At 30.7% G+C, this 22,102-nt stretch carries 22 protein-coding genes and 1 tRNA gene; 10 read left to right on the top strand and 13 right to left on the bottom strand.

Translation table 11 applies throughout. From position 1 onward, the window contains the following. Nucleotides 1–67: 67 nt before the first annotated feature. From ASC41_RS07615 to fbp, 5 genes are all read right to left on the bottom strand, one after another. On the bottom strand, nt 68–1,591 hold the full coding sequence (locus tag ASC41_RS07615) for an ATP-binding protein (protein ID WP_055436043.1): 1,524 nt from the start codon (nt 1,589–1,591) through the stop codon (nt 68–70). 18 nt (nt 1,592–1,609) lie between these two features. Further along, nucleotides 1,610–2,104 carry a Rab family GTPase gene (locus tag ASC41_RS07610; RefSeq protein WP_055436042.1) on the bottom strand — a complete coding sequence of 165 codons (495 nt, stop codon included), beginning with the start codon at nt 2,102–2,104 and terminating at the stop codon, nt 1,610–1,612. A gap of 101 nt (nt 2,105–2,205) precedes the next feature. Continuing rightward, nucleotides 2,206–3,012 carry a roadblock/LC7 domain-containing protein gene (locus ASC41_RS07605; protein WP_055436041.1) on the bottom strand — a complete coding sequence of 269 codons (807 nt, stop codon included), beginning with the start codon at nt 3,010–3,012 and terminating at the stop codon, nt 2,206–2,208. A gap of 15 nt (nt 3,013–3,027) precedes the next feature. Beyond that, nucleotides 3,028–3,375 carry a hypothetical protein gene (locus ASC41_RS07600; RefSeq protein ID WP_055436052.1) on the bottom strand — a complete coding sequence of 116 codons (348 nt, stop codon included), beginning with the start codon at nt 3,373–3,375 and terminating at the stop codon, nt 3,028–3,030. A gap of 51 nt (nt 3,376–3,426) precedes the next feature. Next, entirely contained in the window at nt 3,427–4,440 is a 1,014-nt protein-coding gene (gene fbp, locus ASC41_RS07595; RefSeq protein WP_055436040.1) for a class 1 fructose-bisphosphatase, read from the bottom strand. A 121-nt stretch (nt 4,441–4,561) separates the two neighbouring features. Between fbp and ASC41_RS07590 the strand changes: the two genes are divergently transcribed. From ASC41_RS07590 to ASC41_RS07575, 4 genes are read left to right on the top strand one after another with little or no spacing between them, the layout of a single operon-like run. Next, nucleotides 4,562–5,041 (top strand): GNAT family N-acetyltransferase, encoded by a 480-nt coding sequence (locus ASC41_RS07590; RefSeq protein WP_055436039.1) that lies wholly within the window; start codon nt 4,562–4,564, stop codon nt 5,039–5,041. Further along, complete coding sequence (locus tag ASC41_RS07585; protein WP_055436038.1) at nt 5,041–6,291, top strand: aspartate kinase; 1,251 nt, start codon at nt 5,041–5,043, stop codon at nt 6,289–6,291. The genes ASC41_RS07590 and ASC41_RS07585 overlap by 1 nt, the downstream gene beginning before the upstream one ends. A 45-nt stretch (nt 6,292–6,336) precedes the next feature. Then, the gene (locus tag ASC41_RS07580; protein ID WP_055436037.1) at nt 6,337–8,151 is read left to right on the top strand and encodes a GNAT family N-acyltransferase; all 1,815 of its coding nucleotides are present in this window, start codon (nt 6,337–6,339) and stop codon (nt 8,149–8,151) included. A 13-nt stretch (nt 8,152–8,164) separates the two neighbouring features. After that, the gene (locus ASC41_RS07575) at nt 8,165–9,181 is read left to right on the top strand and encodes a carboxypeptidase-like regulatory domain-containing protein (RefSeq protein ID WP_055436036.1); all 1,017 of its coding nucleotides are present in this window, start codon (nt 8,165–8,167) and stop codon (nt 9,179–9,181) included. A 369-nt stretch (nt 9,182–9,550) separates the two neighbouring features. Here ASC41_RS07575 and ASC41_RS07570 read toward each other — a convergent pair whose 3' ends face one another. The 4 genes from ASC41_RS07570 to ASC41_RS07555 form a co-directional block, all read right to left on the bottom strand. Beyond that, nucleotides 9,551–10,204, bottom strand: a complete 654-nt coding sequence (locus ASC41_RS07570; protein WP_055436035.1) for a hypothetical protein — start codon at nt 10,202–10,204, stop codon at nt 9,551–9,553. A gap of 543 nt (nt 10,205–10,747) precedes the next feature. Beyond that, nucleotides 10,748–12,541, bottom strand: coding sequence for a ribonucleoside-diphosphate reductase subunit alpha (locus ASC41_RS07565; RefSeq protein WP_055436034.1), 1,794 nt, complete (start codon nt 12,539–12,541; stop codon nt 10,748–10,750). A 1-nt stretch (nt 12,542) separates the two neighbouring features. Continuing rightward, the gene (locus tag ASC41_RS07560; protein ID WP_055436051.1) at nt 12,543–13,817 is read right to left on the bottom strand and encodes a ribonucleotide-diphosphate reductase subunit beta; all 1,275 of its coding nucleotides are present in this window, start codon (nt 13,815–13,817) and stop codon (nt 12,543–12,545) included. A 671-nt stretch (nt 13,818–14,488) separates the two neighbouring features. Next, complete coding sequence (locus tag ASC41_RS07555; RefSeq protein ID WP_055436033.1) at nt 14,489–15,055, bottom strand: DUF3109 family protein; 567 nt, start codon at nt 15,053–15,055, stop codon at nt 14,489–14,491. A gap of 147 nt (nt 15,056–15,202) precedes the next feature. Between ASC41_RS07555 and ASC41_RS07550 the strand changes: the two genes are divergently transcribed. From ASC41_RS07550 to ASC41_RS07540, 3 genes are read left to right on the top strand one after another with little or no spacing between them, the layout of a single operon-like run. Then, nucleotides 15,203–15,784 (top strand): MarC family protein, encoded by a 582-nt coding sequence (locus tag ASC41_RS07550; RefSeq protein ID WP_055436032.1) that lies wholly within the window; start codon nt 15,203–15,205, stop codon nt 15,782–15,784. Between the two features lie 9 nt (nt 15,785–15,793). Beyond that, nucleotides 15,794–15,991 carry a hypothetical protein gene (locus ASC41_RS07545; protein WP_055436031.1) on the top strand — a complete coding sequence of 66 codons (198 nt, stop codon included), beginning with the start codon at nt 15,794–15,796 and terminating at the stop codon, nt 15,989–15,991. Beyond that, a complete protein-coding gene (locus tag ASC41_RS07540) occupies nt 15,991–16,593 on the top strand; it encodes an FAD-dependent oxidoreductase (protein ID WP_055436030.1) in 603 nt (200 codons plus the stop codon). The genes ASC41_RS07545 and ASC41_RS07540 overlap by 1 nt, the downstream gene beginning before the upstream one ends. Before the next feature lie 30 nt (nt 16,594–16,623). Here ASC41_RS07540 and ASC41_RS07535 read toward each other — a convergent pair whose 3' ends face one another. The 4 genes from ASC41_RS07535 to ASC41_RS07520 all read right to left on the bottom strand — a co-directional run bounded on the left by ASC41_RS07535 (nt 16,624) and on the right by ASC41_RS07520 (nt 19,585). Next, nucleotides 16,624–18,216, bottom strand: a complete 1,593-nt coding sequence (locus tag ASC41_RS07535) for a S41 family peptidase (RefSeq protein ID WP_055436029.1) — start codon at nt 18,214–18,216, stop codon at nt 16,624–16,626. A gap of 14 nt (nt 18,217–18,230) precedes the next feature. Further along, nucleotides 18,231–18,662, bottom strand: a complete 432-nt coding sequence (locus tag ASC41_RS07530) for a deoxycytidylate deaminase (protein WP_055436028.1) — start codon at nt 18,660–18,662, stop codon at nt 18,231–18,233. Nucleotides 18,663–18,834: 172 nt separating this feature from the next. Further along, nucleotides 18,835–19,425: a HupE/UreJ family protein gene (locus tag ASC41_RS07525; RefSeq protein WP_055436027.1), complete on the bottom strand. Its 591-nt coding sequence runs from the start codon at nt 19,423–19,425 to the stop codon at nt 18,835–18,837. A 78-nt stretch (nt 19,426–19,503) separates the two neighbouring features. Beyond that, nucleotides 19,504–19,585, bottom strand: a tRNA-Leu gene (locus ASC41_RS07520). A gap of 144 nt (nt 19,586–19,729) precedes the next feature. Here ASC41_RS07520 and ASC41_RS07515 point away from each other — a divergent pair. The 3 genes from ASC41_RS07515 (at nt 19,730) to pth (ending at nt 22,053) form a co-directional block, all read left to right on the top strand. Further along, a complete protein-coding gene (locus tag ASC41_RS07515; RefSeq protein ID WP_055436026.1) occupies nt 19,730–20,671 on the top strand; it encodes a ribose-phosphate pyrophosphokinase in 942 nt (313 codons plus the stop codon). A gap of 52 nt (nt 20,672–20,723) precedes the next feature. Then, nucleotides 20,724–21,335, top strand: a complete 612-nt coding sequence (locus ASC41_RS07510) for a 50S ribosomal protein L25/general stress protein Ctc (protein WP_055436025.1) — start codon at nt 20,724–20,726, stop codon at nt 21,333–21,335. Nucleotides 21,336–21,486: 151 nt separating this feature from the next. Beyond that, nucleotides 21,487–22,053, top strand: a complete 567-nt coding sequence (pth, locus tag ASC41_RS07505; protein WP_152971438.1) for an aminoacyl-tRNA hydrolase — start codon at nt 21,487–21,489, stop codon at nt 22,051–22,053. The last annotated feature ends 49 nt before the right edge of the window (nt 22,054–22,102 follow it).

Below are 22,102 nucleotides of genomic sequence, written 5' to 3'. Positions count from 1 at the left end.
TTAGCAATAATTTTATTAAAGATAAAGATATAATATTTTAAAACACAAATAAGCGAAGTTCTTTTGCTTATTTTAGGTTGTTTGCAATTATTTCTAATAGCTGTCTTTCGTTAAAAGGCTTTTTTAAAACATCGTTTATCCCTGCTTTTTTATAACGCTTTAAGTCTTCTTTAAAAATTTTAGCCGTCATCGCTACAATTGGTACTTTTTTCTGGTGACGTTCTGGAAGTTTTCTAATTTGTTTTGCAATTTCATCTCCACGAAATTCTTTTAACTTAATATCCATTAAAACCAAATCAACTTCACTATCTATGTTAGATATTCTTGCAAGTGCATCATCGGGTTTAGTAACAATATCTAAGAAAAAATGACCTTGTGATGCTAAAATTTTTAAAACAGAAAGTTGTGTGATTTCAGAGTCTTCAACTAGTAATATGTTGTATTTTCTTGAAACGTCAAATTTTGCTTCTTTTTTGTTTTTTGGCTTATTAATAACTAAAGTTGAGTTTGCTACAAAATTAATGTTTGTAGAAAAAATAGAGCCTTTTCCATAGTTAGAGGAAACACTTATTTTACTATTAGTTAATTCTACTAAATGCTTTACAATAGCAAGTCCTAGTCCTGTGCCTTTATAAGAGTGGTCGTTACTTACTTGAGAAAAACTAGAAAAAATGGTTTCAAGGTTTTCATCTTTTATACCTATTCCAGTATCAACTATTTCAAAGTGAATACTTGCTTTTTGAGCTCTAAGTTGGTTTAAAGATACATTAAAACTTATGCTACCAGTATCTGTGAATTTTAATGCGTTATCTAATAAGTTTGTTAAAACTTGTTGTAACCTTTTAGCATCACCACCTATAATCTCTGGTAATTTACTATCAAAATTATAATTAAACTCTAATCCTTTTTGTTCAGCTTTAAGTTTGTAATTAAACTTAATTTCATTTAATAACTCTAATAGATAAAAAGGCTCAATAGAGAGCTCTAGGTTTCCAGATTCAATTTTAGAAATGTCTAGAATATCATCAATCATTTTTTTTAAAAAATTTGATGAAGAGTTTAATATTTGAATATAATCCTTCTGTTTTAAGTCTAGATTGGTTTTGCTTAATATATCTGTAAACGTTAAAATACCAGTTAGTGGATCTCGCAACTCATGACTAAAGTTTGCAATGAAATTATTTTTAAAAACTTCTTTTTCTTTTAAATATGTATTTTTTAACTCTAAAATTTGAGAGTTGATAACAGACTCGTTTCTTACTTGCGCTGTAGTTTGATAATTGCTATAGTGTGACGTTAAATCGTGAATGATTAATAACGGGTTTTTAGCATCAGCAAATGTTTGTAAAATAATATCTGCGGTAATTACTTTGTCTTCAATATTTAAATGAACACAAGAAAAAACAGTTTCATTGTCCTCTGCAATTAAAAGAGACGTTAAAGTTTCAAAAAAAGGATGAATGTCTCCTACGTACTGATTCTTAAAATTTAAAAATAGTGCATTATCAGATTCTACTATTTTTCCTTCGAAATCTAATATTGAATATTGTAGAACTGGTTTAATATATTTTTTCTTGTAAACTTCTAGCATTGTAAAGCTGTTTTTAGCCTATTTAATAAGTGACTCAGCTAAATTAGAAAAAAGAAAATCAACCTTACCTCCTGTCTTTGCACTGACATAGAAATCTGTTAAACGACCAAAATTATCGCTGTTCTGCTTTATATATGCTTTGGTAACCAAATCTTCTTTGTTACCAACAACAGTAATAGGTGTGTTTTTTTGTTTCTCTTTAAGAAAATTTAGTTCGCTTTCTAACTTCTCGTATGTTGCTGGTCTTGTTACATCATAAACATAAATAAAAGCATGAGTACCTAAAAGGTAAGATAGTCTAGTATTGCTTATGTCGTCATTTCCTTCTAAATCCCAAATAACTAAAGAAACATCTGTTCCTTTTTCTGGAATAGTTACATTTTTCTTAAAAATGTGAACACCAATAGTTACTTTATAATCTTCAGAAAATGTGTTTTCTACAAAACGTCTAATAAGTGAAGATTTGCCAACACCAAAATGACCTAATAAAACTATTTTTTTAGAAATTTTCATTTAGAAATATAACTTTAATTTTTTAATTAAAAAAATGCTATAGTTATAGCTAGGCAAAAATAAGAAAAGGATATAGTATAATTACTTATATATAGAAATAGTTACTCGAAAAACGATTTCAATTTTTTAGAAAACAAATCGCTATCTTTTATGTCTTCTTTGTTTATGTAGTTTTGCGCAAAATCTAATAGCTTGTCTTCAAGTTTACTTTTAAAAACAATATTATAAGGGCCAGCAATAATTACTGCAATGTAATATTCTGAGAAATTTTGAAGGTGTATATGAAAACTGTCGTATTCTATGTAATTTAACTCTTGGTTTTCTTTTTCAAAGGCATCTTCTGCAAAACTTTTAATTGCAGTAAGCATACCAGAGACCATGTCTTCGTCTATGGCTTGTGTTTTAGAGTATTCTGAAATAATTATGCCAGAACCTTTCTCTATAACCATAATTTGCTCTATTACTGGTTGTGCGAGTTCTTGTAGCATTAAATCTGTTTCGCTTACGCCAGTTCTTTTAGATTTAAATTTACGTTTTAAACCTTCAAAAGAAAATGCACTATTCATTTTAGCATTTATCTGTTCAGATAGAATTTGCATTTCTTGTTGTACATACTTTTTTATCATTTTTCCAATAATTGGAAATAAAGCTTCTACAACAGCATCTTGAGAGTTTTTAATTTCAGTCTTTAATGCTTCTGTAATTACAGGTCCTAAAGTTTTGGGTATTTGTGAAACAAAATCGTCGAGTTTTTGGTCTATTATTGGATCTACGCGCTCAGATAGTTGCTTCTGTTTATTTACAATGTCTTCAACAACTTTAAGCTTTTCTTCTACTTTTTTTGCATACTCACGCTCATCTGTTAGTAAGATGTCTTTTAAAATAGAAAGTTTTTCGTCTTGATTCATGGCGTGAGAATCAAATTAGTTACTTATTTTCTCGCCAAGTTTAATTAGTAAATCGCCAAAAAGTTTACGATCTAATTTTTTCTCTTCAAGAACATCTGCCTTGTCTTCTAAGGTGTTTTCTAATTCGGTAATTCTTATATTAATATCTGTACTTAAGTTATCAATATTTTGAAGTAACTCCGCCTTAACATCATCAAGTAAGCTTTCTAATTCTTTTTTCTTTTTAAGGATGTCTTGTTTTACAGCTTCAAATTCATGATTATATTCTTGGATGTTTTCACCAAAAATAAGCTGCTTTATCGCATCAATTTTAGAAGTAGAATCGTTTGCGTTGTTATTTGTGTTATTATCGTTCTTTGCCATTACCATTTCGTTTAATAAACTGCGGTAAAAATAGCAAAATTTATTAGAATACTATGCTTCTTGAGCATTTTGCATAAAGTTCTCTGCTTTTTCTACCATATTTTTACTTCCGCAGAAAAAAGGAACACGTTGGTGCAGCTCTGTTGGTTCTATGTCTAAAATCCTTGTAAAGCCATCACTTGCTTTACCATTAGCTTGTTCTGCAATGTAAGCCATAGGGTTACATTCGTAAAGTAAACGTAGTTTACCGGCAGCATTCTTAGAACTTTTTGGATAAATGTAAATACCACCTTTTATCATGTTTCTATGAAAATCTGAAACTAAAGAACCAATATATCTAGACGTGTATGGTCTATTATCTTCTTCTTTTTGGCAATATTTTAAATAATCTTTAACGCCTTGTGGAAAATGGTTGTAATTACCTTCGTTTATAGAGTAGATGTTACCATCTTCAGGGAATTGCATGTTTGGATGCGATAAATAAAGCGTTCCTAAAGCAGGATTTAATGTAAAACCATTTACACCATCTCCAGTTGTATAAACTAGCATAGTAGAAGTCCCGTAAACAACGTAACCAGCTGCTACTTGCTGATTTCCTTTTTGAAGAAAATCTTCAATAGTTACAGGAGTTCCAACAGGTGTTACACGTCTGTAAATTGAGAAAATAGTACCTACAGAAACATTAACATCAATATTACTAGAGCCATCTAAAGGATCTATTAATACTACATATTTGTTTTGGTTATTTTCGTCTTGACTGTTTATTGAGATAAAATCATCTTCTTCCTCACTAGCAATACCACAAACAATATTTCTATTTGTTAAGGTTTGAATAAACTTCTCGTTAGCGTATACGTCTAATTTTTGTTGGTCTTCACCTTGAATGTTAGTGTCTCCAGCAGCTCCAATAATATCTACTAAACCGGCTTTGTTTACCTCGTGGTTTACCACTTTCGCAGCTAGACGAATAGAGTTTATTAATCTTGATAATTCACCAGAAGTGTATTTAAAAGACGATTGGTTTTCGATAATAAATTCTCCTAACGTTTGGTTTTTTCTAGACATATTTTTAGACTTTCGCTTTTGCAAATATCGTTTTTTTTAGCAAACTATTGCGTTTTCGTAAAACTTAATATCTTACCTTATTTAACTTTAAACTATATTTGGTTTCCAAATTGTTTTAAATATGAAGAGTTCAATACGTCTAGCAACTAAAAATGATATGAAAAGTGTTCACGACCTAATCGTAGAACTCGCTATTTTTGAAAAAGAACCTGATGCTGTTGAAGTTACAGTAGATAATCTTGAAGAAGATGGTTATGGTAAACAGCCAAAATTTACTTGCTTTGTTGCAGAAAATGAGAACGAAATAGTTGGTGCAGCACTGGTTTATAAGCGTTATTCTACCTGGAAAGGCGAGGTTTTGCACCTTGAAGATTTAATTGTAAGAAAAAGCATGAGAGGTAGTGGTTTAGGAACCGAACTTTTAAACGAAGTTGTTAAACATGGCAATGCAATGGGTGTTAAGCGCATAAGTTGGGAGGTTATAGATTGGAACGAACCTGCAATTACGTTTTACGAAAAAAAAGGAGCAAATGTTATGCGAGATTGGGATGTTGTACATTTAAATGAAAATGGAATTAAAAATTATTTAAACAATATATAGTGCAAGTATTTAAGTTTGGTGGAGCTTCTGTAAAAGATGCTAATGGTGTAAAAAATGTAGTAAAAGTACTTGAAAAAGTAGGTCATGAAAACACGCTTATTGTAGTCTCTGCAATGGGTAAAACTACAAATGCCTTAGAAGTTGTAATAGACAAGTATTTAAACGAAAAAAACACTTTTATAGCAGAATTAGATACTGTGAAAAACTACCATCGTACTATTATGATGGATTTGTTTAACAACCAACAAGATCAAGTTTTTATTACTGTCCAAGCACTTTTTAATGAGTTATTACAGTTTTTTAAAAGTAATAAGTCTCCGAATTATAATTTTATATACGATCAAGTTATTGGTTATGGTGAGTTAGTTTCTACAACTATTATTAGTCATTATTTAAATAGTTTGCACATAAATAATACTTGGCTAGATGTTAGGCAATGTATTAAAACCGATGATTATTATCGTCGAGCAAATGTAAATTGGGAAATCACCCAAAACAGTATTATTAGCAAAGTTAAAGAGTCTACTTTGTACATTACACAAGGTTTTATAGCAAGCGATAGTAATAATTTTACAACCACATTAGGTAGAGAAGGTAGTGATTATACAGCGGCTATTTTTGCATATTGTTTAAATGCGCAAAGTGTTACAATATGGAAAGATGTTCCAGGTGTTTTAAATGGAGATCCGCGTTATTTTAATAATACACAATTATTAAATACTATCTCTTATACAGAGGCTATAGAACTTGCTTTTTATGGTGCATCTGTAATTCATCCAAAAACATTACAACCTTTGCAGCGTAAGGAAATTCCTTTACATGTAAAATCTTTTATTAATCCTGAAAATGCAGGAACAACTGTTAATAAATCTCAAGGTATCGAGCCTAAAGTGCCATGTTTTATTTTAAAACAAAATCAAGTTTTATTATCCTTATCTACTTTAGATTTCTCTTATGTGGTTGAAGAAAATATAAGCGAGATTTTTAATTTGTTAGCGCTTTATAAAATGAAGGTTGATGTGATACAGAATTCGGCAATTAGTTTTTCGGTGTGTTTTGAAAACACCTTCAATAATTTAGAAAAACTGCTGTTACATTTAAAAGCTAAATTTAAGGTAGAATGTCATGAAAATGTTTCATTATTTACCATTAGACATTACAACGAAACAGCAATAAAAAGTTTAGAACAAGATAAAACCGTGTTTTTGAAGCAGTTGTTTCAAGAAACAGTACAAATTGTAACTCAATAATCTATTGCTTACATTTGTAAGCTATAAAAAACAGAAAAAACAACTATGTCTTTAGTCTCTGCAAAAGAAGTTTCAAAAGCTATAAACCTAGAAAAATACGGAGTATTTGGAACGTTTACGGGCTGGCTATTGATGAAAGTTTTAAAAATATCTACACTTAATAGAATCTATAGTCGTAACAAACATTTAAGCGGTATAAAGTTTTTAGATGCTATTTTAGGTGAGTTTCAAATTAAATTTGAAATTCCCGAAGAAGATTTAAAAAGACTTCCAAAAGATGGTGCATACATTACAGTTTCTAATCATCCGTTAGGAGGAATAGACGGTATATTGTTATTAAAATTAATGCTTGAACAAAGAGACGATTTTAAAATAATAGCTAATTTTTTATTACATCGTATTGAGCCAATGAAGCCATATATAATGCCTGTTAATCCTTTTGAAGATCGTAAGGATGTAAAGTCAAGCATTGCTGGTTTTAAAAATGCAATCATGCATTTAAGAGAAGGTCATCCATTAGGTATATTTCCTGCCGGAGAAGTTTCTACTTATAAAGACGGTAAATTAATGGTAGATAAGCCATGGGAAGAAGCAGCCATGAAATTAGCTCAAAAAGCCAATGTTCCTATTGTTCCTATTTATTTTCACGCTCAAAACAGTAAGCTATTTTATAAGTTATCTAAAATTAGTGACATCTTTAGAACAGCAAAACTGCCTTCGGAGTTGCTAACGCAAAAACACCGAACAATAAAAGTAAGAGTGGGAAAACCAATTACGGTTAAAGCTCAAGACGAACATAAAACTTTAGGAGAATTTACAGATTTTATTAGACGTAAAACCTATATGTTATCTAATGCTTTCGAACAAAAAGAGAAAAGAATAAGTAGTATTTCGTCTAGTTTAAAAGTGCCTAAAACACCTAAAAAGATTGTAACTCCTGTAGATTCTGCTACAATGATTAAGGAGGTTGAGAACTTGCTTAAAAAGGATAAGCGATTACTTGTAAGCAAAAATTATGAGGTGTATTTAGCGCCAGCTCAAGATATTCCTAACATACTTAGAGAAATAGGAAGACTTAGAGAAATTACATTTAGAGCAGTTGGAGAAGGTACAAATGAGGCTATAGATTTAGACGATTTTGACACATACTATCACCACATGTTTTTATGGGATAGCGAAGCTAAAGTATTAGCTGGAGCTTATAGAATGGGATTAGGAGCTAAAATTTTCGAAAAATATGGTATCGATGGTTTTTATCTTCAAGATTTATTCCGTTTTGAGCCAGAGTTGTATAAAATGATGAGCGAGTCTTTAGAGTTAGGACGTGCTTTTATTATAAAAGAATACCAACAAAAACCAATGCCTTTATTTTTACTTTGGAAAGGTATTGTACATACTACATTACGCTATCCAGAACATAAATACCTTATTGGTGGTGTTAGTATTAGTAATCAGTTTTCAAATTTCTCTAAATCGTTAATGATTGAGTTTATGAAATCTCATTATTACGATCCTTATGTGGCTCAATACGTTCATCCTAAAAAGGAATTTAAGGTAAAACTTAATGATGCCGATAAAGATTTTGTTTTTGATGCTACAGAAGCAGATTTAAATAAATTCGATAAGATAATAGACGAAATAGAACCAGGAGCTTTAAGACTGCCTGTGCTTCTTAAAAAGTATATTAAGCAAAACTGTAGACTTATAGGTTTTAATGTCGATCCATTATTTAATAACGCGGTAGATGGTTTAATGTATATTAAAATATCCGATTTACCAGAGAGTACCGTGCGACCAGTAATGGAAGAGTTTCAAGCAGAGTTGGAAAGTAAATTTCCAGGGACTGTAGTAGAGGATTAACAACTTTATATCTATGAAAAACATTTCCTTTTTAATATTATTTCTATCTTTCTTATCTTCATTTGCACAAGAATTAAGTGGTGTCGTTTTAAGCGAAAAAACTAATGACCCAATAATTGGAGCTTCTGTTTATTTCGATAATACTTCTATAGGTACGACTACAAACTTTGATGGTGAATTTTTTATCGAATTAAAACAGCCTATTAATGCACCATTGGTAGTGTCTTTTGTAGGATATGAAACAAAAATTACTTCAATAGAAAACTTTGAGACTAAGAAGGTGTTTAAGCTAAAAGAAGATGTTAATACTTTAGAAGAGGTTCTTTTAGATAGTAAAGACGAGTGGTCTAGAGAGTTTAAGCTTAAACAATTTAGAAGAGAGTTTTTAGGAAGATCTGAATTTGCAAATAAGTGTACTATTTTAAATGAAGATGCTCTTGTTTTAAATTTTGAAAGAGATACTAAACAATTAATTGCTTCTGCTAAAGCACCAATAATTGTAAAAAATGAAGCTTTAGATTATGTTGTTAAATACGATTTAAAAGACTTCTATATTGATTATAATATAGATGTAGAGTCTAATTTAGATTTAGAAAAAGCGTTTAAAACAGTAGCTTCTGTAGCTTATTCTGGAACAACTTTTTTTGAAAATGTAGACTCAAAAAAGCATAAGCGCGCATTAAAAAACAGAAAAAAAGCATACATGGGCTCTGCATTGCATTTTATGAGAGCTGTTGCAAATGATAGACTTAAAGAAGAAAAATTTAAAATATTTAAAGGCAGCTATCAAGTAGATCCTTCATTACACATTAGTGTTTATAAAAATGATAGTTTAGAGGTTACTGAGGTTGTTATTCCTATAAAGCTTAATATTCTATGCAAAGGCAGGCAGTCTGCCATTAAAAGTGAAGTAAAACGCTTTTTTATAGATGCATATGGCAATCACTCGCCAATAGAAAAAGTATTGTTTGGTGGATTTATGGCAAATCAAAGAATTGGAGATGTTTTACCATTGGATTATGGTTTGTAGTCTTGTTGTTTTGAATTTTGTATATAAAAAAGCATCCTAATTATGGATGCTTTTTCAATTTTAAAACTATTTTTTTCTAGTTTCTTTCACAGTAGTTGACTTATGATTTTTCGCAAATCTTTCAGTCACATATCTACCTGTTTTTGCACTTCTGTGCTTAGTTATTGTAGCCTTCGCCATAATAATTGGTATTTAATTAAACAATATGAATCCTCTTTTTGCCTAATCATTTTATATATTTGAAATCTCAAACTCAACTAATAAAATATTAGGTTCTGGACAGAAGTTTCTTTTTTCCAGATTTAAACTTTTAAATTGAACACCTCAAATTGAGGTGTTCAGTTATTTAGGCAGCGTTCCAAATTGATTTTACTTCTTACAAATTAACTCAATGTCATTTAAGACTTTAGGGAGATTATATGGTGTAGAAATTGCTTTGTCACCAAAGACATCTATTGATAAACAAAGCTCTTCTAAAACTTCTTCTCCTTCTAATGCAACAACTTCTTTTAGGTACTTATATATTAAACCTGAAATACATCTAGACTGTTGGTTATCAAAAATATTATTTTTAGATATGTGAATCTTTACAGCTCCTATATAAACTTTACCATTTATTTTAAGTTTATAAATCACATCTGGTGAAATAATAATTTCTACTCCACTAATTTTTATGGATTTAGAAGGAACTTTTTTTATTAAATCATGTGGTATATCTTTAAGTAATTTAGGAAGCTTTATATTGACAAAGCGTCTCAATGCTTCTAAAGAAACCTGCTTATCAGAAATCTGTCTAGGCTTTTCAGGTCTCCTAAGTTTGAGTTCTTCAATGCCCTTAAAAACTGGCTCTAAATCACAATTATTAGCAATTGATTTTTTTATTCTTGCTTTAGACAATTGATACCATGAAACCAAAAACTTATTTGGTTGCTTCTGCTGTTTAATGATTCTTTTTTTTCCAGATTCTGTAGCTTTAGAAAAAGCTGCTAATTGATTTATTGATATTACGTAATTATTCTTCATGTTTATTAAATTTTTAATTTGAACACCACTTTAATTAAGTGAAATTCTAGTTGTTAACATACTATAGCAGATTAGTTGATAAATTATTAGACACATAAAGTCTTATATAATGCGGTTTATCAACAATTTTGCTATCAGTTGAAATATTTAACTTGGCTGAAAGATTCTAATTTCGTAGGTTTGAAGAACGAAAAGAGAGGTGAGTTAACCTCATTTCTATGTTGTACTACAAAATTGGATCCGACACCTATATTTGTAAACAAAAAACCAAGTGGGATATTTCTTTATACAGAAATATTCCATTTTTTTTTTTTTTCTAACTCCTTATTTGTTTTACAATCATTTATATAAAAATACTCTTAATTTTTCTTTGAAGGCTAATTTGTTTGACAAACGTTGTCAACAAGTTTTTAACTAAAAAAAACATGGAAACCTTTGTTTAACAATACTTTATGCTGGTTTTAACAGTTCAAAATTGAGCCTTAAAAAACCATCTATATTTCAAGATGGTTTTTCTTAAACTTTTATTTAAACAGTACTAAATTATCCTTCACAACTAGCACACTCTTTCTTTTGCTTGAATTTCTGAGCTGCATTCATACTGTGTTGGTAATACAGAGATTTAACTCCTAATTTCCACGCAGTAACATATATATTGTTAATCTCTTTAACTGGCATATCTGGATGCACCATTATGTTTAAAGATTGTCCTTGATCGATATGGTTTTGTCTATTTGCTGCTTGATAGATTAATGTCATTTGATCTATTTCAGAATAGGTTTTAAATACCTCTTTCTCCTGATCTGTTAATCCTTCTAAATGCTGTACAGAACCATCATAATCACGTATACTCTTCCAAGTATCTACAGTGTTTAATCCTTTTTCTTTTAAAAGCTCTACTAAAAATGGGTTTTTAATAGTTGTTTTTATTTTAGCAATATCCTTTACATAACAGTTAGACCAAATTGGCTCGATACCTTGAGATACTTGTCCTAAAATAAAAGCAGAAGATGTTGTTGGCGCTACAGCATTTAATGTAGTATTACGTCTTCCGTAACCTTTTAATACTTCAGGTTCACCTAATAACTCGGCTAATCCTTCAGATGCTTTGATAGATTTCTCTTGAATGGTTTTAAATATTTCACTATTTAAATTAAATGCTTCTTGACTATCAAAAGGTAACATTTTAGATTGTAATAAAGAGTGCCATCCTAAAGCACCTAAACCTAAAGCTCTATTTTCCTTAGAGAAATTATAAGCTTTTTCCATGAACATGAACGTTTGCCTATCGTCTCTACTATCAGAATCTCTATAATCTTCTAACTTAGTAATAAACTCTTCTAAAACAGCATCTAAAAACTGTACCATAGTTTCTACTGCGTCTGTATCTTTCCACTTATCGTAATGTAATACGTTTATTGAAGATAATACACATACAAACGACCATCTTTCGTTTGTTGGTAACATGATTTCCGAACATAGATTACTTGCGTAAATTTCATGATTCTTATCTTGATACACATCTGGTGCTGTATTGTTAGCATTATCTCTAAAGAAGATATAAGGATAGCCTATCTCTCCTCTACGTTGTAATACTTTTGCCCAAATGGCTCTTTTTTCTTGATCGCCATCAATCATTTCTTGCATCCAGTCATTCCCAACAGTTACACCGTGCGTTAACTCTTGTATTGGGTTTCCCTCTGTTCCTATTTCTAAAAACTCATGAATATCTGCATGTTCTATTGGCAAGTATGGCGAAAAACGACCTCTTCTTACAGAACCTTGACTTACCACATCCACCATTTTTTCAAACAGTTGCATGATATGTACAGCTCCAGAAGATTCTCCATTATTTTTTACAGGAGCGCCTCTATGTCTTAATTTACCAAAGTAACCAGAAGTACCACCTCCTAATTTAGACATCATTCCTACTTCAGACTGTGTATATAGAATATCTCCCATATCATCGTCTATATGCGAACCAAAACAGCTAATTGGTAAACCTCTTCTTTTTCCAAAGTTAGACCATACCGGAGAAGCTAATGAATAATAACCTTCAGCCATATAACCATAAAACTTATCTGCGAAACCATCTATTTTTAAAATAGACTCTGCATTTTCTGCAATTTCTCTAATACGTTCTTCTGGTGTAGTATCACCTGTTAAATATCCTGAAGCTAAAAATTTACGGCTATTTTCTGTCAACCATTTAATCTCTGGTTGCTTAGTAGCTTCTTTAATAGTTTCTTTTCTAGCGTTAATTAATTCATCATAATTTGATGCTTTTGCATCTTGGCCTAAATTTGCCTCTGTATTTTGTTTCGTTTCGTTGCTCATATTAAAATAGGTCGTCGCTAGTTATACTTTTTGTTCTTTTACTATAGTTTATTGATCGCTTAACAAAGAAATCTCCATGTTTAGTCCCAATAATTTCATCATCAAACCATTCGGTTTTTGCGATAAGTGTTTCGTCTACTTCAAACACTTTTCCAATTCCAATACTTTCTAAAGAGTTATTAAAACGATTTTTAAGAAACTCGTTGATAACATCTTTTGGTAAGAAATCTAATTCTCCAGCTTCGAAAATCCAGTCTACAATATTACTTTCAGACTCGAACGCTTCTTTACATAGTTCTTGTACTTGAGCTGCATGTTCTGCATCAAACCATGTTGGATTTTCTGTTTTTATTATTTTAAGAATATCGATTCCAAAATCACCATGAATCTGTTCTTCTTTAGACGTTGCCTCAACAACATTAGACACACCTTTAAGCATGTTTTTATGTTTGTTGAAAGCCATAATTATTAAAAACTGAGAAAATAAAGACACATGCTCTATAAACAGAGAGAATAATAAGATAGATTCTGAAAATTCTTTATTGTCTTCGCTTTTCGCGTTTTTTAATGCTGTTTCTAAATACTGAACACGACGCATTATTACCGGTTTCTTTTTTAGGTTTTTAAACTCGTTGTTTAAACCTAAAATTTCTAATAAATGCGAATAAGCATCATGATGTCTTACTTCACTTTCAGCAAAAGTTGCACCTACAGATCCTATTTCTGGTTTCGGCATTTTGTTATACAAGTCCCCCCAAAAACTTTTTACAGCAACTTCTATTTGAGAAATGGCAAGCATTGTATTTTTAATAGCATTTTGCTCTACTATTGTAAGTTTTGTTTTAAAATCTTGAATATCACTGGTGAAGTTAAATTCAGAATGAATCCAGTACGAATGTCTAATAGCATCTACATATTCGTTAAGTGCTGGATATTCGTAAGGCTTTAGGTTTATGCGCTTTTCAAAAATATTTGTTTTTCTGTTTCTTGTTTGCTCATCTCTGTATAAAATATAAGCTTTAGCTACATCGTGAAACGCGCTCTCCATTAGCTTATCTTCAACAAGATCTTGAACCTGTTCTACAGTTGGAAGGTATTTGCTATCTTCTTCTTTTCTACCTATTAATGTTTTTAAAACGTTAGAAGAAATCTCATGAGCATCTTCTTTCGTTCCATTGCCTACAGAAAGCATTGCTTTTTCTATAGCGTTAGAGATTTTATTTAAAACAAAAGGAGTTGTTTCGTAATCTCTTTTTATAATTTGTGTAATTTCCATAATTTTCAATCAAATAGCGGGTTGTTTATTGAATGTACTTCATTCAAAAAATATTTAGTAAAACTGTAAAATTGTGTTATATTTTTCTTTTTATCTTAGGTAATAAAAAGAGCGTGTTTTTTGAAAAAAATTGATTTTCTATTTCTCCTTTTTTAACAAACATAAAACAATAGAAAATCTACTTTATTTTGCGTTATACAAAGATTGACAATTGTACTTAAAAATGAAAGAATTTCTTCTAAACGTTGTCAACAAGTTTTTAACAACGTAGTGTCTGCCTTGTCTTTCAGTGAATTACGGAACACTTACATAATTCACTGATTAATAGAAATTTAAAAACACGAAAATCGTGCTACAAGCAATAAAATAAGGGAATTTGAAAAAATAAAAGCCAATAAAAATAAGCTTTTTAAGCAAAAAAATGTTGGAGCAATCAGTTAAATTTTTTCAAAAAAAAGTATGTTTTTTTGTTGATTATATTTTAAAATTCACTAAGCAGATTTTAGCATTAATTTAATTACTATTACAGCAAAGTATTTGTTTTAAAACGAATAGTTAAATGCTGTAAAAGAACATTAAATGTTATTCTGTAATCAGTTTAATTTTGAATAAAAATACTAAGTGAGTAAATTATAAAAGAAAAGGCTTAGAGTGAAAAAAGAATATATTAACTATTTCATTGTTTCTGCAACTTTCTCTAATTCGGTGTACCAGTCTGCACCAAATTTTCTAACCAATGCTTCTTTTACAAATTTGTAAACAGGTACTTGAAGTTCTTTACCTAGACTACAAGCATCGTCACAGATTTCCCATTTATCATAATTAACAGCAGAAAACTCTGTGTATTCTTTTATTCTAATAGGGTATAAATGGCAGGAAATGGGTTTTTTCCATGTTATTTCTCCTTGATTATAGGCTTCTTCGATAGCGCATAATGCTGTTTTTTTATCATCGAAGATAACGTAAGCACAATCTGCTCCGTTAATTAAGGGAGTTTCTAGTTCGCCAAAATCGGCTACTATAGAAGTGCCTTGTGCTTCGATGGCATCAATTCCTTCTTGTCTTAAAAATGGTTTTACTTTTGGATAGATATCCTCAAGAATTCCCGCTTCCTCTTCTGTTAAAGGCGCACCAGCGTCGCCATCAATACAACAAGCACCTTTACATGCTGATAAATTACAAACAAAATCGTTTTCTATAATAGACTCTGATACTATTGTTTTTCCTATTTGAAACATACTTAATTTAAACTCGAATGGAATACAAAGATAAGACGAAATTCTTCAATTTTAAGATATTAAATTTCAACTATAATTTAATATTAATTTAATCTTGGAAATCTTTTATTAAGGAGTACTTTTGCCGAAAATTTAAGAAATTTAGTTATGAGTTTGGATTTTAAAGAAATATTTACAGTATTTATGGTGCTGTTTGCCGTGATAGATGTTATTGGTAACATTCCTATTATTATAGACTTACGTAAAAAAGCAGGCCATATACAAAGTGAAAAGGCTTCAATTATTGCTGGAGTAATATTAATTGCATTTTTATTTCTAGGAAAAAGCATATTAAACTTAATTGGTATAGACGTAAGCTCTTTTGCTGTTGCAGGATCTCTTATATTATTTTTTATTGCATTAGAAATGATTTTAGGTATTACCTTATATAAGGAAGAAGATACTAACCCAATGACGGCTTCTGTATTTCCATTGGCTTTTCCCTTAATTGCAGGTCCAGGAAGTTTAACAACGTTATTATCGCTTAGAGCAGAATACGAAATAAGTAATATTATTATTGCAGTATTATTGAATGTTCTTTTAATTTATATTGTTTTAAAAACATCTAGTAGAATAGAGCGTTTTATAGGACAAAACGGAATAAGTATTATTAGAAAAGTATTTGGAGTTATATTATTAGCTATTTCAATTAAGCTATTTGCTCATAACGTTAAGATTCTTTTTGCTTAGATTTGTATTATGAAAATATTTACACTTATACTTAATATTATTGCAGTAGGATTAATAATTTACAATGCTACAAAGCTAGATTTTCAAGGGTTTTTTAAAGATGAAAGCATGATTGCTGTCATTACTATTGTAGCTTCACTTTGTGCAATATTGTTGCTTCAGGTTTTAAGAGTTTCTAAAAAAATTGAAGCAAAAAGCAAGGGCTAATGCTAGATACTCTTATTATTGGTGGTGGTGCAGCAGGTTTGTCTTGTGCTCTTGTTTTGGGTTCTGGTTTGAAAAAACCATTTGCTGAAGGTAGAAAAGTAGCTATTATTACACATCAAAAAAGCTCTCATTTACAAAATGCTTTGTTTAATAATGTGTTAGGATTAAAACCTGGTACATTAGGCAAGGATATTTTATCAGATGGTGTTCAGCAATTAACAGAGCTGTATCCTGAAGTGCTTCAAATTGAAAATGAAAAAGTAAATGGAATTTCTAAAATAGCAGAAGGCTTTTTAGTTACTACTAATAAAAAAGTATACAATACTAAGCGTGTTGTTGTTGCAGTAGGCTATACTAATTTACTTAATATTGATGGTTTAGAAGATTATATAAAACCACATCCAAGAGCAGCAATAGAAAAGGATAGAATTTGGCTAGAAAATATAAATCATTTAGTTGATGATAATTTATATGTGGCTGGTACATTGGCAGGTTGGCGCAGTCAATTTGCAATAGCTTCTGGTAGTGGTGCACATGTTGCTACAGATATTCTAACACTTTGGAATAACGGTAAGCAGACTAAAGTTCACGATAAGCACTAAGTATTCTTGCATACTTATAATGCAAGAATACTAATCTTTATTTAAACTCAAGTTTATAACTTCGTTTATCATAATATCTTTTTGGTTAATGACTTCTTCGTATGTGCCATTTCCAAAAAGCTGATCTGCAAAAGCCGCTTTAATATACTGTTTCATTTCGGTCTTGTAAACAATAAAAACAATATTAGTATTTCGTTTTTCATTTAAATAATCTTGAAAATCTTCAACCACTTGATCTGTAACTTCAAAATTAATTAAAAAGTCTTCTTTAGAGATGTCTTTATAAATAGTTCGGTCTTTTTCTAATTGCTCGAAAACAAAACTTCTTATAAATCCTCTGCGGTCTAAAAATGTTATAGTCTCATTTTGCATGCCTTCGTCTAATGGTACAAAAACATCTGGTATTATACCGCCGCCGCCGTAAACTACTTTTCCTTTAGGCGTCGTGAATTTTAAAGAATCTGCAATTTCAATCTTTTCAGGGTCTAGCAATTCGCCACTATTTATTCTAGAATAATAATCGTCAAAATAATCTCTATTTCCTTTTTCGTAAGCGCGTTGAATAGAGCGGCCTGTAGGAGTGTAATAACGAGAAACCGTAAGTCTTACTGCGCTTCCGTCTCCCAGTTGCATTTCGCGTTGTACAAGTCCCTTTCCGTAAGAACGACGGCCAACAATGGTTCCTTTGTCATTGTCTTGTAATGCTCCTGCTACAATTTCACTTGCTGATGCCGAGTTTTCGTCTATTAAAACATAAACATGACCATCTTCAAAAGAGCCTTTTCCAGTTGCGAAGTTTTTTTCAATTTTGCCTCTTTTGTTTTTTGTGAAAAGAATGAGTTTGTCGTCTTCAAGAAATTCATCAACAATACTTTCTGCAATACCTAAAAAGCCACCAGGATTTCCTCTAAGGTCTAAAACCATTTCTGTTGCGCCTTCCTTTTTAAGTCTTGTTAATGCTTTTTTAAATTCTTTATAGGTAGATTCTGCAAAACGATTGATTTTTATGTAACCTAAATTTTCGGATAACATGTAGGCAGCATCAACACTTACAATTGGAATATTGTCTCTGGTTATTTTAAATTCTAATGGATTTTCTTCTCCTTTTCTAATAACTTTTAAAGTGACATCTGTATTTTTTTTGCCTTTAAGCTTTTTAGCTAAGTCTCCATTTGTTATGTCTCGTCCAAATATAGAATCGCCATCTGCTGTAATTATTCTGTCTCCACCTTTTAATCCTGCACGTTCACTCGGTCCGCTTTCTATAGTTTTAATTACTGTAATAGTGTCGTGGTGTGTGTAAAAACTAATTCCAATACCTACAAAATCACCTTTCATATTTTCGGTAACACTTTGCATGTCTTCTTTTGGGATGTATACAGAATGTGGATCTAGATTTTCTAAAATACCATTAACAGTAACATCTACAATGCTATCGGTATTTACATCTTCAACATAATCGTGGTCAATGTAATCTATAAGTCTGTTAAGTTTGTCTTTTTTGCTGTTTGATGTAAAAAGACTGTCAGATTTATCATTAAAATCTAGAGAGCCGCCTATAAAAACACCAACCGCAATAGCCGCGCCTAAAAGTAGAGGGAGGTATTTTGTTTTCAATTTCATTTGTATTAAACTTTTTAAGCAGTAAGATCTTTAATTTGAACAATTTCAATACCTGCTTTTTCTAAGAAACGAAGACCAGAATCGTCTTTGTATCCATCTTTATAAACTACACGAACTATGCCAGCTTGGTGTATTAATTTGCTACATTCTTTACAAGGTGATAGTGTTATATATAGTGTAGCTCCTTTACAAGATTGTGTAGAAGATGCTACTTTTAAAATGGCATTAGCTTCTGCGTGTAAAACATACCATTTTGTGTAGCCTTCGTCATCTTCACAATAGTTTTCAAATCCTGTTGGAGTTCCGTTAAAACCATCGCTAATAATCATGCGTTCTTTTACAATTACAGCTCCAACTTGCTTGCGTTCGCAATGAGATAGTTTTCCCCACTCTTTAGCAATTCTTAAATAGGCTTTATCGTATTTATACTGTTTGATTTTTGACATATTGACTTTAGGTCTTTCTTATCTTTTTGTATTTAAGCACTCAAAAACTATTTGAGTAAATCTTAAATATTGAGAATCCATAGTGCATGTTTCACTAATAACAACGAAGATAGCGTGTTAGTGTTTTAATTACAATTCAATTAATGAAGATTTATGAAAACTTTATTGTATTCTATCTTATATAAGGGCTATTTAGTAACATCGGGATTACTAAACCAACAACAATTGCCGAGACAACCATTATCCAGTCGCGTTTATTAAACCTGAAGACTGTTTGCATTATATATCCTAAAAATAGAATAATAAATACAATTATTACCTGAGCTATTTCTATACCTAAAGCAAATTCAAGAAGTGTTAAGAGTTTGTTATCTTCTCCACCAACTAATAACTGAAACTCTCTTGCAAATCCTAATCCATGTACAAGTCCAAAAAACAGCGTTGAAATAAAAAGTATACCAATTTTTTCTTTCTGGGCTCCTTTACCAGAAGTGAAGACGTTAAAAAGAGCAACAATTAATATAGTAATAGGAATTAAGAATTCTACAAGGTTGCCCGAAATTTTAACTGCTCCGTAAGTAGACAAGATAAGAGATAAGGTGTGGCCAACAGTAAATATTGTGACTAACATAAAAATGCGTTTCCAATCTTTAAATAAATAAGGCACGGTTAAAACGATTAAAAATAATACGTGATCGTAAGCATTAATGTCTAGTACGTGATTAATTCCGTACTGTATATTAAACCATAATTCTTGAAGCATTGTAAATTATATTTAGGGAGACGTAAATATATAATAAAAAGAGAAAAGCATCAACTTTTAAATTGATGCTTTTTGTTGTACTCAAAGTGGGAATCGAACCCACACTTCCGAAGAAATTGGATTTTGAATCCAACGCGTCTACCAATTCCGCCATTTGAGCAAATTGTGCATGCAAAAATATATCTTTTTTTATTAATTGTCCTAAAAATAGTAAGGATTATGCTTCATAGATAAAAAAAAGTTATAAATTTGCACCTCATTAAAAATAACGTAGTGTTTTCCACTACTTTAAACCATTTTTACGATGCCAAATACTAAGCCAGACGCAAAAATTTTTTCAATAACGCAAAGTAAAACTTTAGCCGAGAAAATAGCAGCGGCATATGGTGCCCAATTAGGTAACGTGATTACGTCTACTTATAGTGATGGCGAATTTCAACCATCTTACGAAGAGTCTATTCGTGGTTCAAGAATTTTTATAATTGGATCTACAAATCCAAGTTCTGAAAATTTAATGGAAATGTTATTAATGCTTGATGCCGCAAAGCGTGCTTCTGCTAGACATATAACAGCAGTTTTACCATACTTTGGATGGGCAAGACAAGATAGAAAAGACAAACCAAGAGTGCCAATTGCAGCGAAATTAGTTGCTAAAATGCTTGAAGTAGCAGGTGCTACTAGAATTATTACCATGGATTTGCATGCAGATCAAATTCAAGGGTTCTTTGAAAAACCAGTAGATCATTTATTTGCATCGACTGTATTTTTACCTTATCTAAAAGAATTAAATTTAGATAATTTAACTATTGCTTCTCCAGATATGGGTGGAAGTAAAAGAGCATATGCATATTCTAAAGCACTAGAAAGTGATGTAGTAATATGTTATAAGCAACGTGCCAAAGCTAATGTGATTTCTCATATGGAATTAATTGGTGATGTAACTGGTAAAAATGTAGTTTTAGTAGACGATATGGTTGATACTGCTGGAACACTAACTAAAGCTGCCGATTTAATGATGGAGCGTGGTGCATTAAGTGTAAGAGCTATATGTACACATCCAATATTATCTGGTAATGCTTACGAAAGATTAGAAAATTCTAAGCTAGAGGAGCTAATTGTAACAGATTCAATTCCGCTAAAACAAAAAAGTAAAAAGATTAAAGTTATAAGTTGTGCAGATTTATTTGCTGAAGTAATGCATAATGTACACTTTAACAAATCGATTAGTTCAAAATTTTTAATGTAACCTTAATCGGTTATTTGAATAAGTATATTAATAATTAAATATAAATAATAAAATGAAGTCAATTACAATCAACGGATCTCAAAGAGAAAGCGTGGGCGGCAAAGCAACTAAAGCCTTACGTAATGCTGGTCAGGTTCCTTGCGTATTATACGGAGGAGACAAATCAGTACATTTTTCAGCAGCTGAATTAGCATTCTCTAAATTGGTGTACACACCTAATGCGCATACAGTTGTAATCGAATTAGAAGGTGGAGAAACTTTTAATGCTATTTTACAAGACATCCAATTTCATCCAGTTACAGATAGAATTTTACACGTAGATTTCTATCAAGTATTTGAGGATAAGGAAATTACTATGGATATTCCAGTAAATTATGTTGGAAACCCAAGAGGAGTTAGAAATGGTGGTGTTTTACGTAAAAACAAACGTAGTTTAAGAGTTAAAGCTTTACCAGGAAACTTACCAGATTTTATCGATACTAACATTGAAGATCTTAAAATTGGTGATAAACTATATATTGGTAAATTAGCATCAGAAAAGTATACATTCATGCACCCAGATAACACTGTAGTATGTTTAGTAAGACGTTCTAGAGCTGCTATTACTGTAGATGAAGATGATGAAGAAGAAGGAGAAGCAACTGAAGAAGCTGCAGCTGAATAAAGATTCATTCTTTTAAAGAAATTATTAAAGCATCCTGAAATATTCAGGATGCTTTTTTATTTTTACTAAAATAATTTTAAATATGTTTGAGTGTATTATTAAATATTTTAAAAGAAATAAGAAAACAAGCATTGTTGAAGAAACAAACCCTATGAAGAAATTTTTAATTGTTGGCCTAGGAAATATAGGTGGAGAATATGCAAACACACGTCATAATATTGGATTTAAAATTTTAGATTACTTCGCTAAAAAAGAAGAATTAACCTTCGAAACTCAAAAACTTGGAGATATCGCAACCTATAAAATAAAAGGAAGAACTTTTATTTTCTTAAAACCAAACACTTATATGAATTTAAGTGGTAAAGCTATTTTATATTGGTTAACAAAAGAGAAAATACCATTAGAGAATTTGCTGGTTATTACTGATGATTTAAATCTTCCGTTTGGTAGTATAAGAGTAAAGATGAAAGGAAGCGATGGCGGTCACAACGGTTTAAAAGATACTCAAGAGAAATTAAATACTACAAAGTACAATCGTTTTAGGTTTGGTATAAGTGATGCTTTTAGTAAAGGAAGGCAGGTAGATTACGTACTAGGTGAATGGACTGATGATGAAAATTCTCAATTAGAAGAACGATTAGACAAAAGCATAGAGCTAATAAAATCTTTTGGTCTTGCAGGAATAAACAATACTATGAATAGTTTTAATGGAAAATAAATTAACGATATTTTGTATTATAGTTTGAATTTTCACTATTTTTAAAGAA

The organism is Lacinutrix algicola (assembly GCF_001418085.1).
GTDB classification, from domain to species: domain Bacteria; phylum Bacteroidota; class Bacteroidia; order Flavobacteriales; family Flavobacteriaceae; genus Lacinutrix; species Lacinutrix algicola.
The sequence above is the reverse complement of the archived record's forward strand: the minus strand, read 5'-3'. Positions and strand labels throughout refer to the sequence as shown.

Bases quoted from the DNA above. Each gene is read 5' to 3' on its own strand.
- ASC41_RS07590 (WP_055436039.1), top strand. From the start codon at position 4,562: ATGAAGAGTTCAATACGTCTAGCAACTAAAAATGATATGAAAAGTGTT.
- ASC41_RS07550 (WP_055436032.1), top strand. From the start codon at position 15,203: ATGAGTTTGGATTTTAAAGAAATATTTACAGTATTTATGGTGCTGTTT.
- pth (WP_152971438.1), top strand. From the start codon at position 21,487: ATGAAGAAATTTTTAATTGTTGGCCTAGGAAATATAGGTGGAGAATAT.
- ASC41_RS07570 (WP_055436035.1), bottom strand. From the start codon at position 10,204: ATGAAGAATAATTACGTAATATCAATAAATCAATTAGCAGCTTTTTCT.
- ASC41_RS07565 (WP_055436034.1), bottom strand. From the start codon at position 12,541: ATGAGCAACGAAACGAAACAAAATACAGAGGCAAATTTAGGCCAAGAT.
- ASC41_RS07545 (WP_055436031.1), top strand. From the start codon at position 15,794: ATGAAAATATTTACACTTATACTTAATATTATTGCAGTAGGATTAATA.
- ASC41_RS07600 (WP_055436052.1), bottom strand. From the start codon at position 3,375: ATGGCAAAGAACGATAATAACACAAATAACAACGCAAACGATTCTACT.
- ASC41_RS07580 (WP_055436037.1), top strand. From the start codon at position 6,337: ATGTCTTTAGTCTCTGCAAAAGAAGTTTCAAAAGCTATAAACCTAGAA.
- ASC41_RS07560 (WP_055436051.1), bottom strand. From the start codon at position 13,817: ATGGAAATTACACAAATTATAAAAAGAGATTACGAAACAACTCCTTTT.
- ASC41_RS07575 (WP_055436036.1), top strand. From the start codon at position 8,165: ATGAAAAACATTTCCTTTTTAATATTATTTCTATCTTTCTTATCTTCA.
- ASC41_RS07515 (WP_055436026.1), top strand. From the start codon at position 19,730: ATGCCAAATACTAAGCCAGACGCAAAAATTTTTTCAATAACGCAAAGT.
- ASC41_RS07530 (WP_055436028.1), bottom strand. From the start codon at position 18,662: ATGTCAAAAATCAAACAGTATAAATACGATAAAGCCTATTTAAGAATT.
- ASC41_RS07540 (WP_055436030.1), top strand. From the start codon at position 15,991: ATGCTAGATACTCTTATTATTGGTGGTGGTGCAGCAGGTTTGTCTTGT.
- ASC41_RS07525 (WP_055436027.1), bottom strand. From the start codon at position 19,425: ATGCTTCAAGAATTATGGTTTAATATACAGTACGGAATTAATCACGTA.
- ASC41_RS07535 (WP_055436029.1), bottom strand. From the start codon at position 18,216: ATGAAATTGAAAACAAAATACCTCCCTCTACTTTTAGGCGCGGCTATT.
- ASC41_RS07510 (WP_055436025.1), top strand. From the start codon at position 20,724: ATGAAGTCAATTACAATCAACGGATCTCAAAGAGAAAGCGTGGGCGGC.
- ASC41_RS07610 (WP_055436042.1), bottom strand. From the start codon at position 2,104: ATGAAAATTTCTAAAAAAATAGTTTTATTAGGTCATTTTGGTGTTGGC.
- ASC41_RS07555 (WP_055436033.1), bottom strand. From the start codon at position 15,055: ATGTTTCAAATAGGAAAAACAATAGTATCAGAGTCTATTATAGAAAAC.
- fbp (WP_055436040.1), bottom strand. From the start codon at position 4,440: ATGTCTAGAAAAAACCAAACGTTAGGAGAATTTATTATCGAAAACCAA.
- ASC41_RS07615 (WP_055436043.1), bottom strand. From the start codon at position 1,591: ATGCTAGAAGTTTACAAGAAAAAATATATTAAACCAGTTCTACAATAT.
- ASC41_RS07605 (WP_055436041.1), bottom strand. From the start codon at position 3,012: ATGAATCAAGACGAAAAACTTTCTATTTTAAAAGACATCTTACTAACA.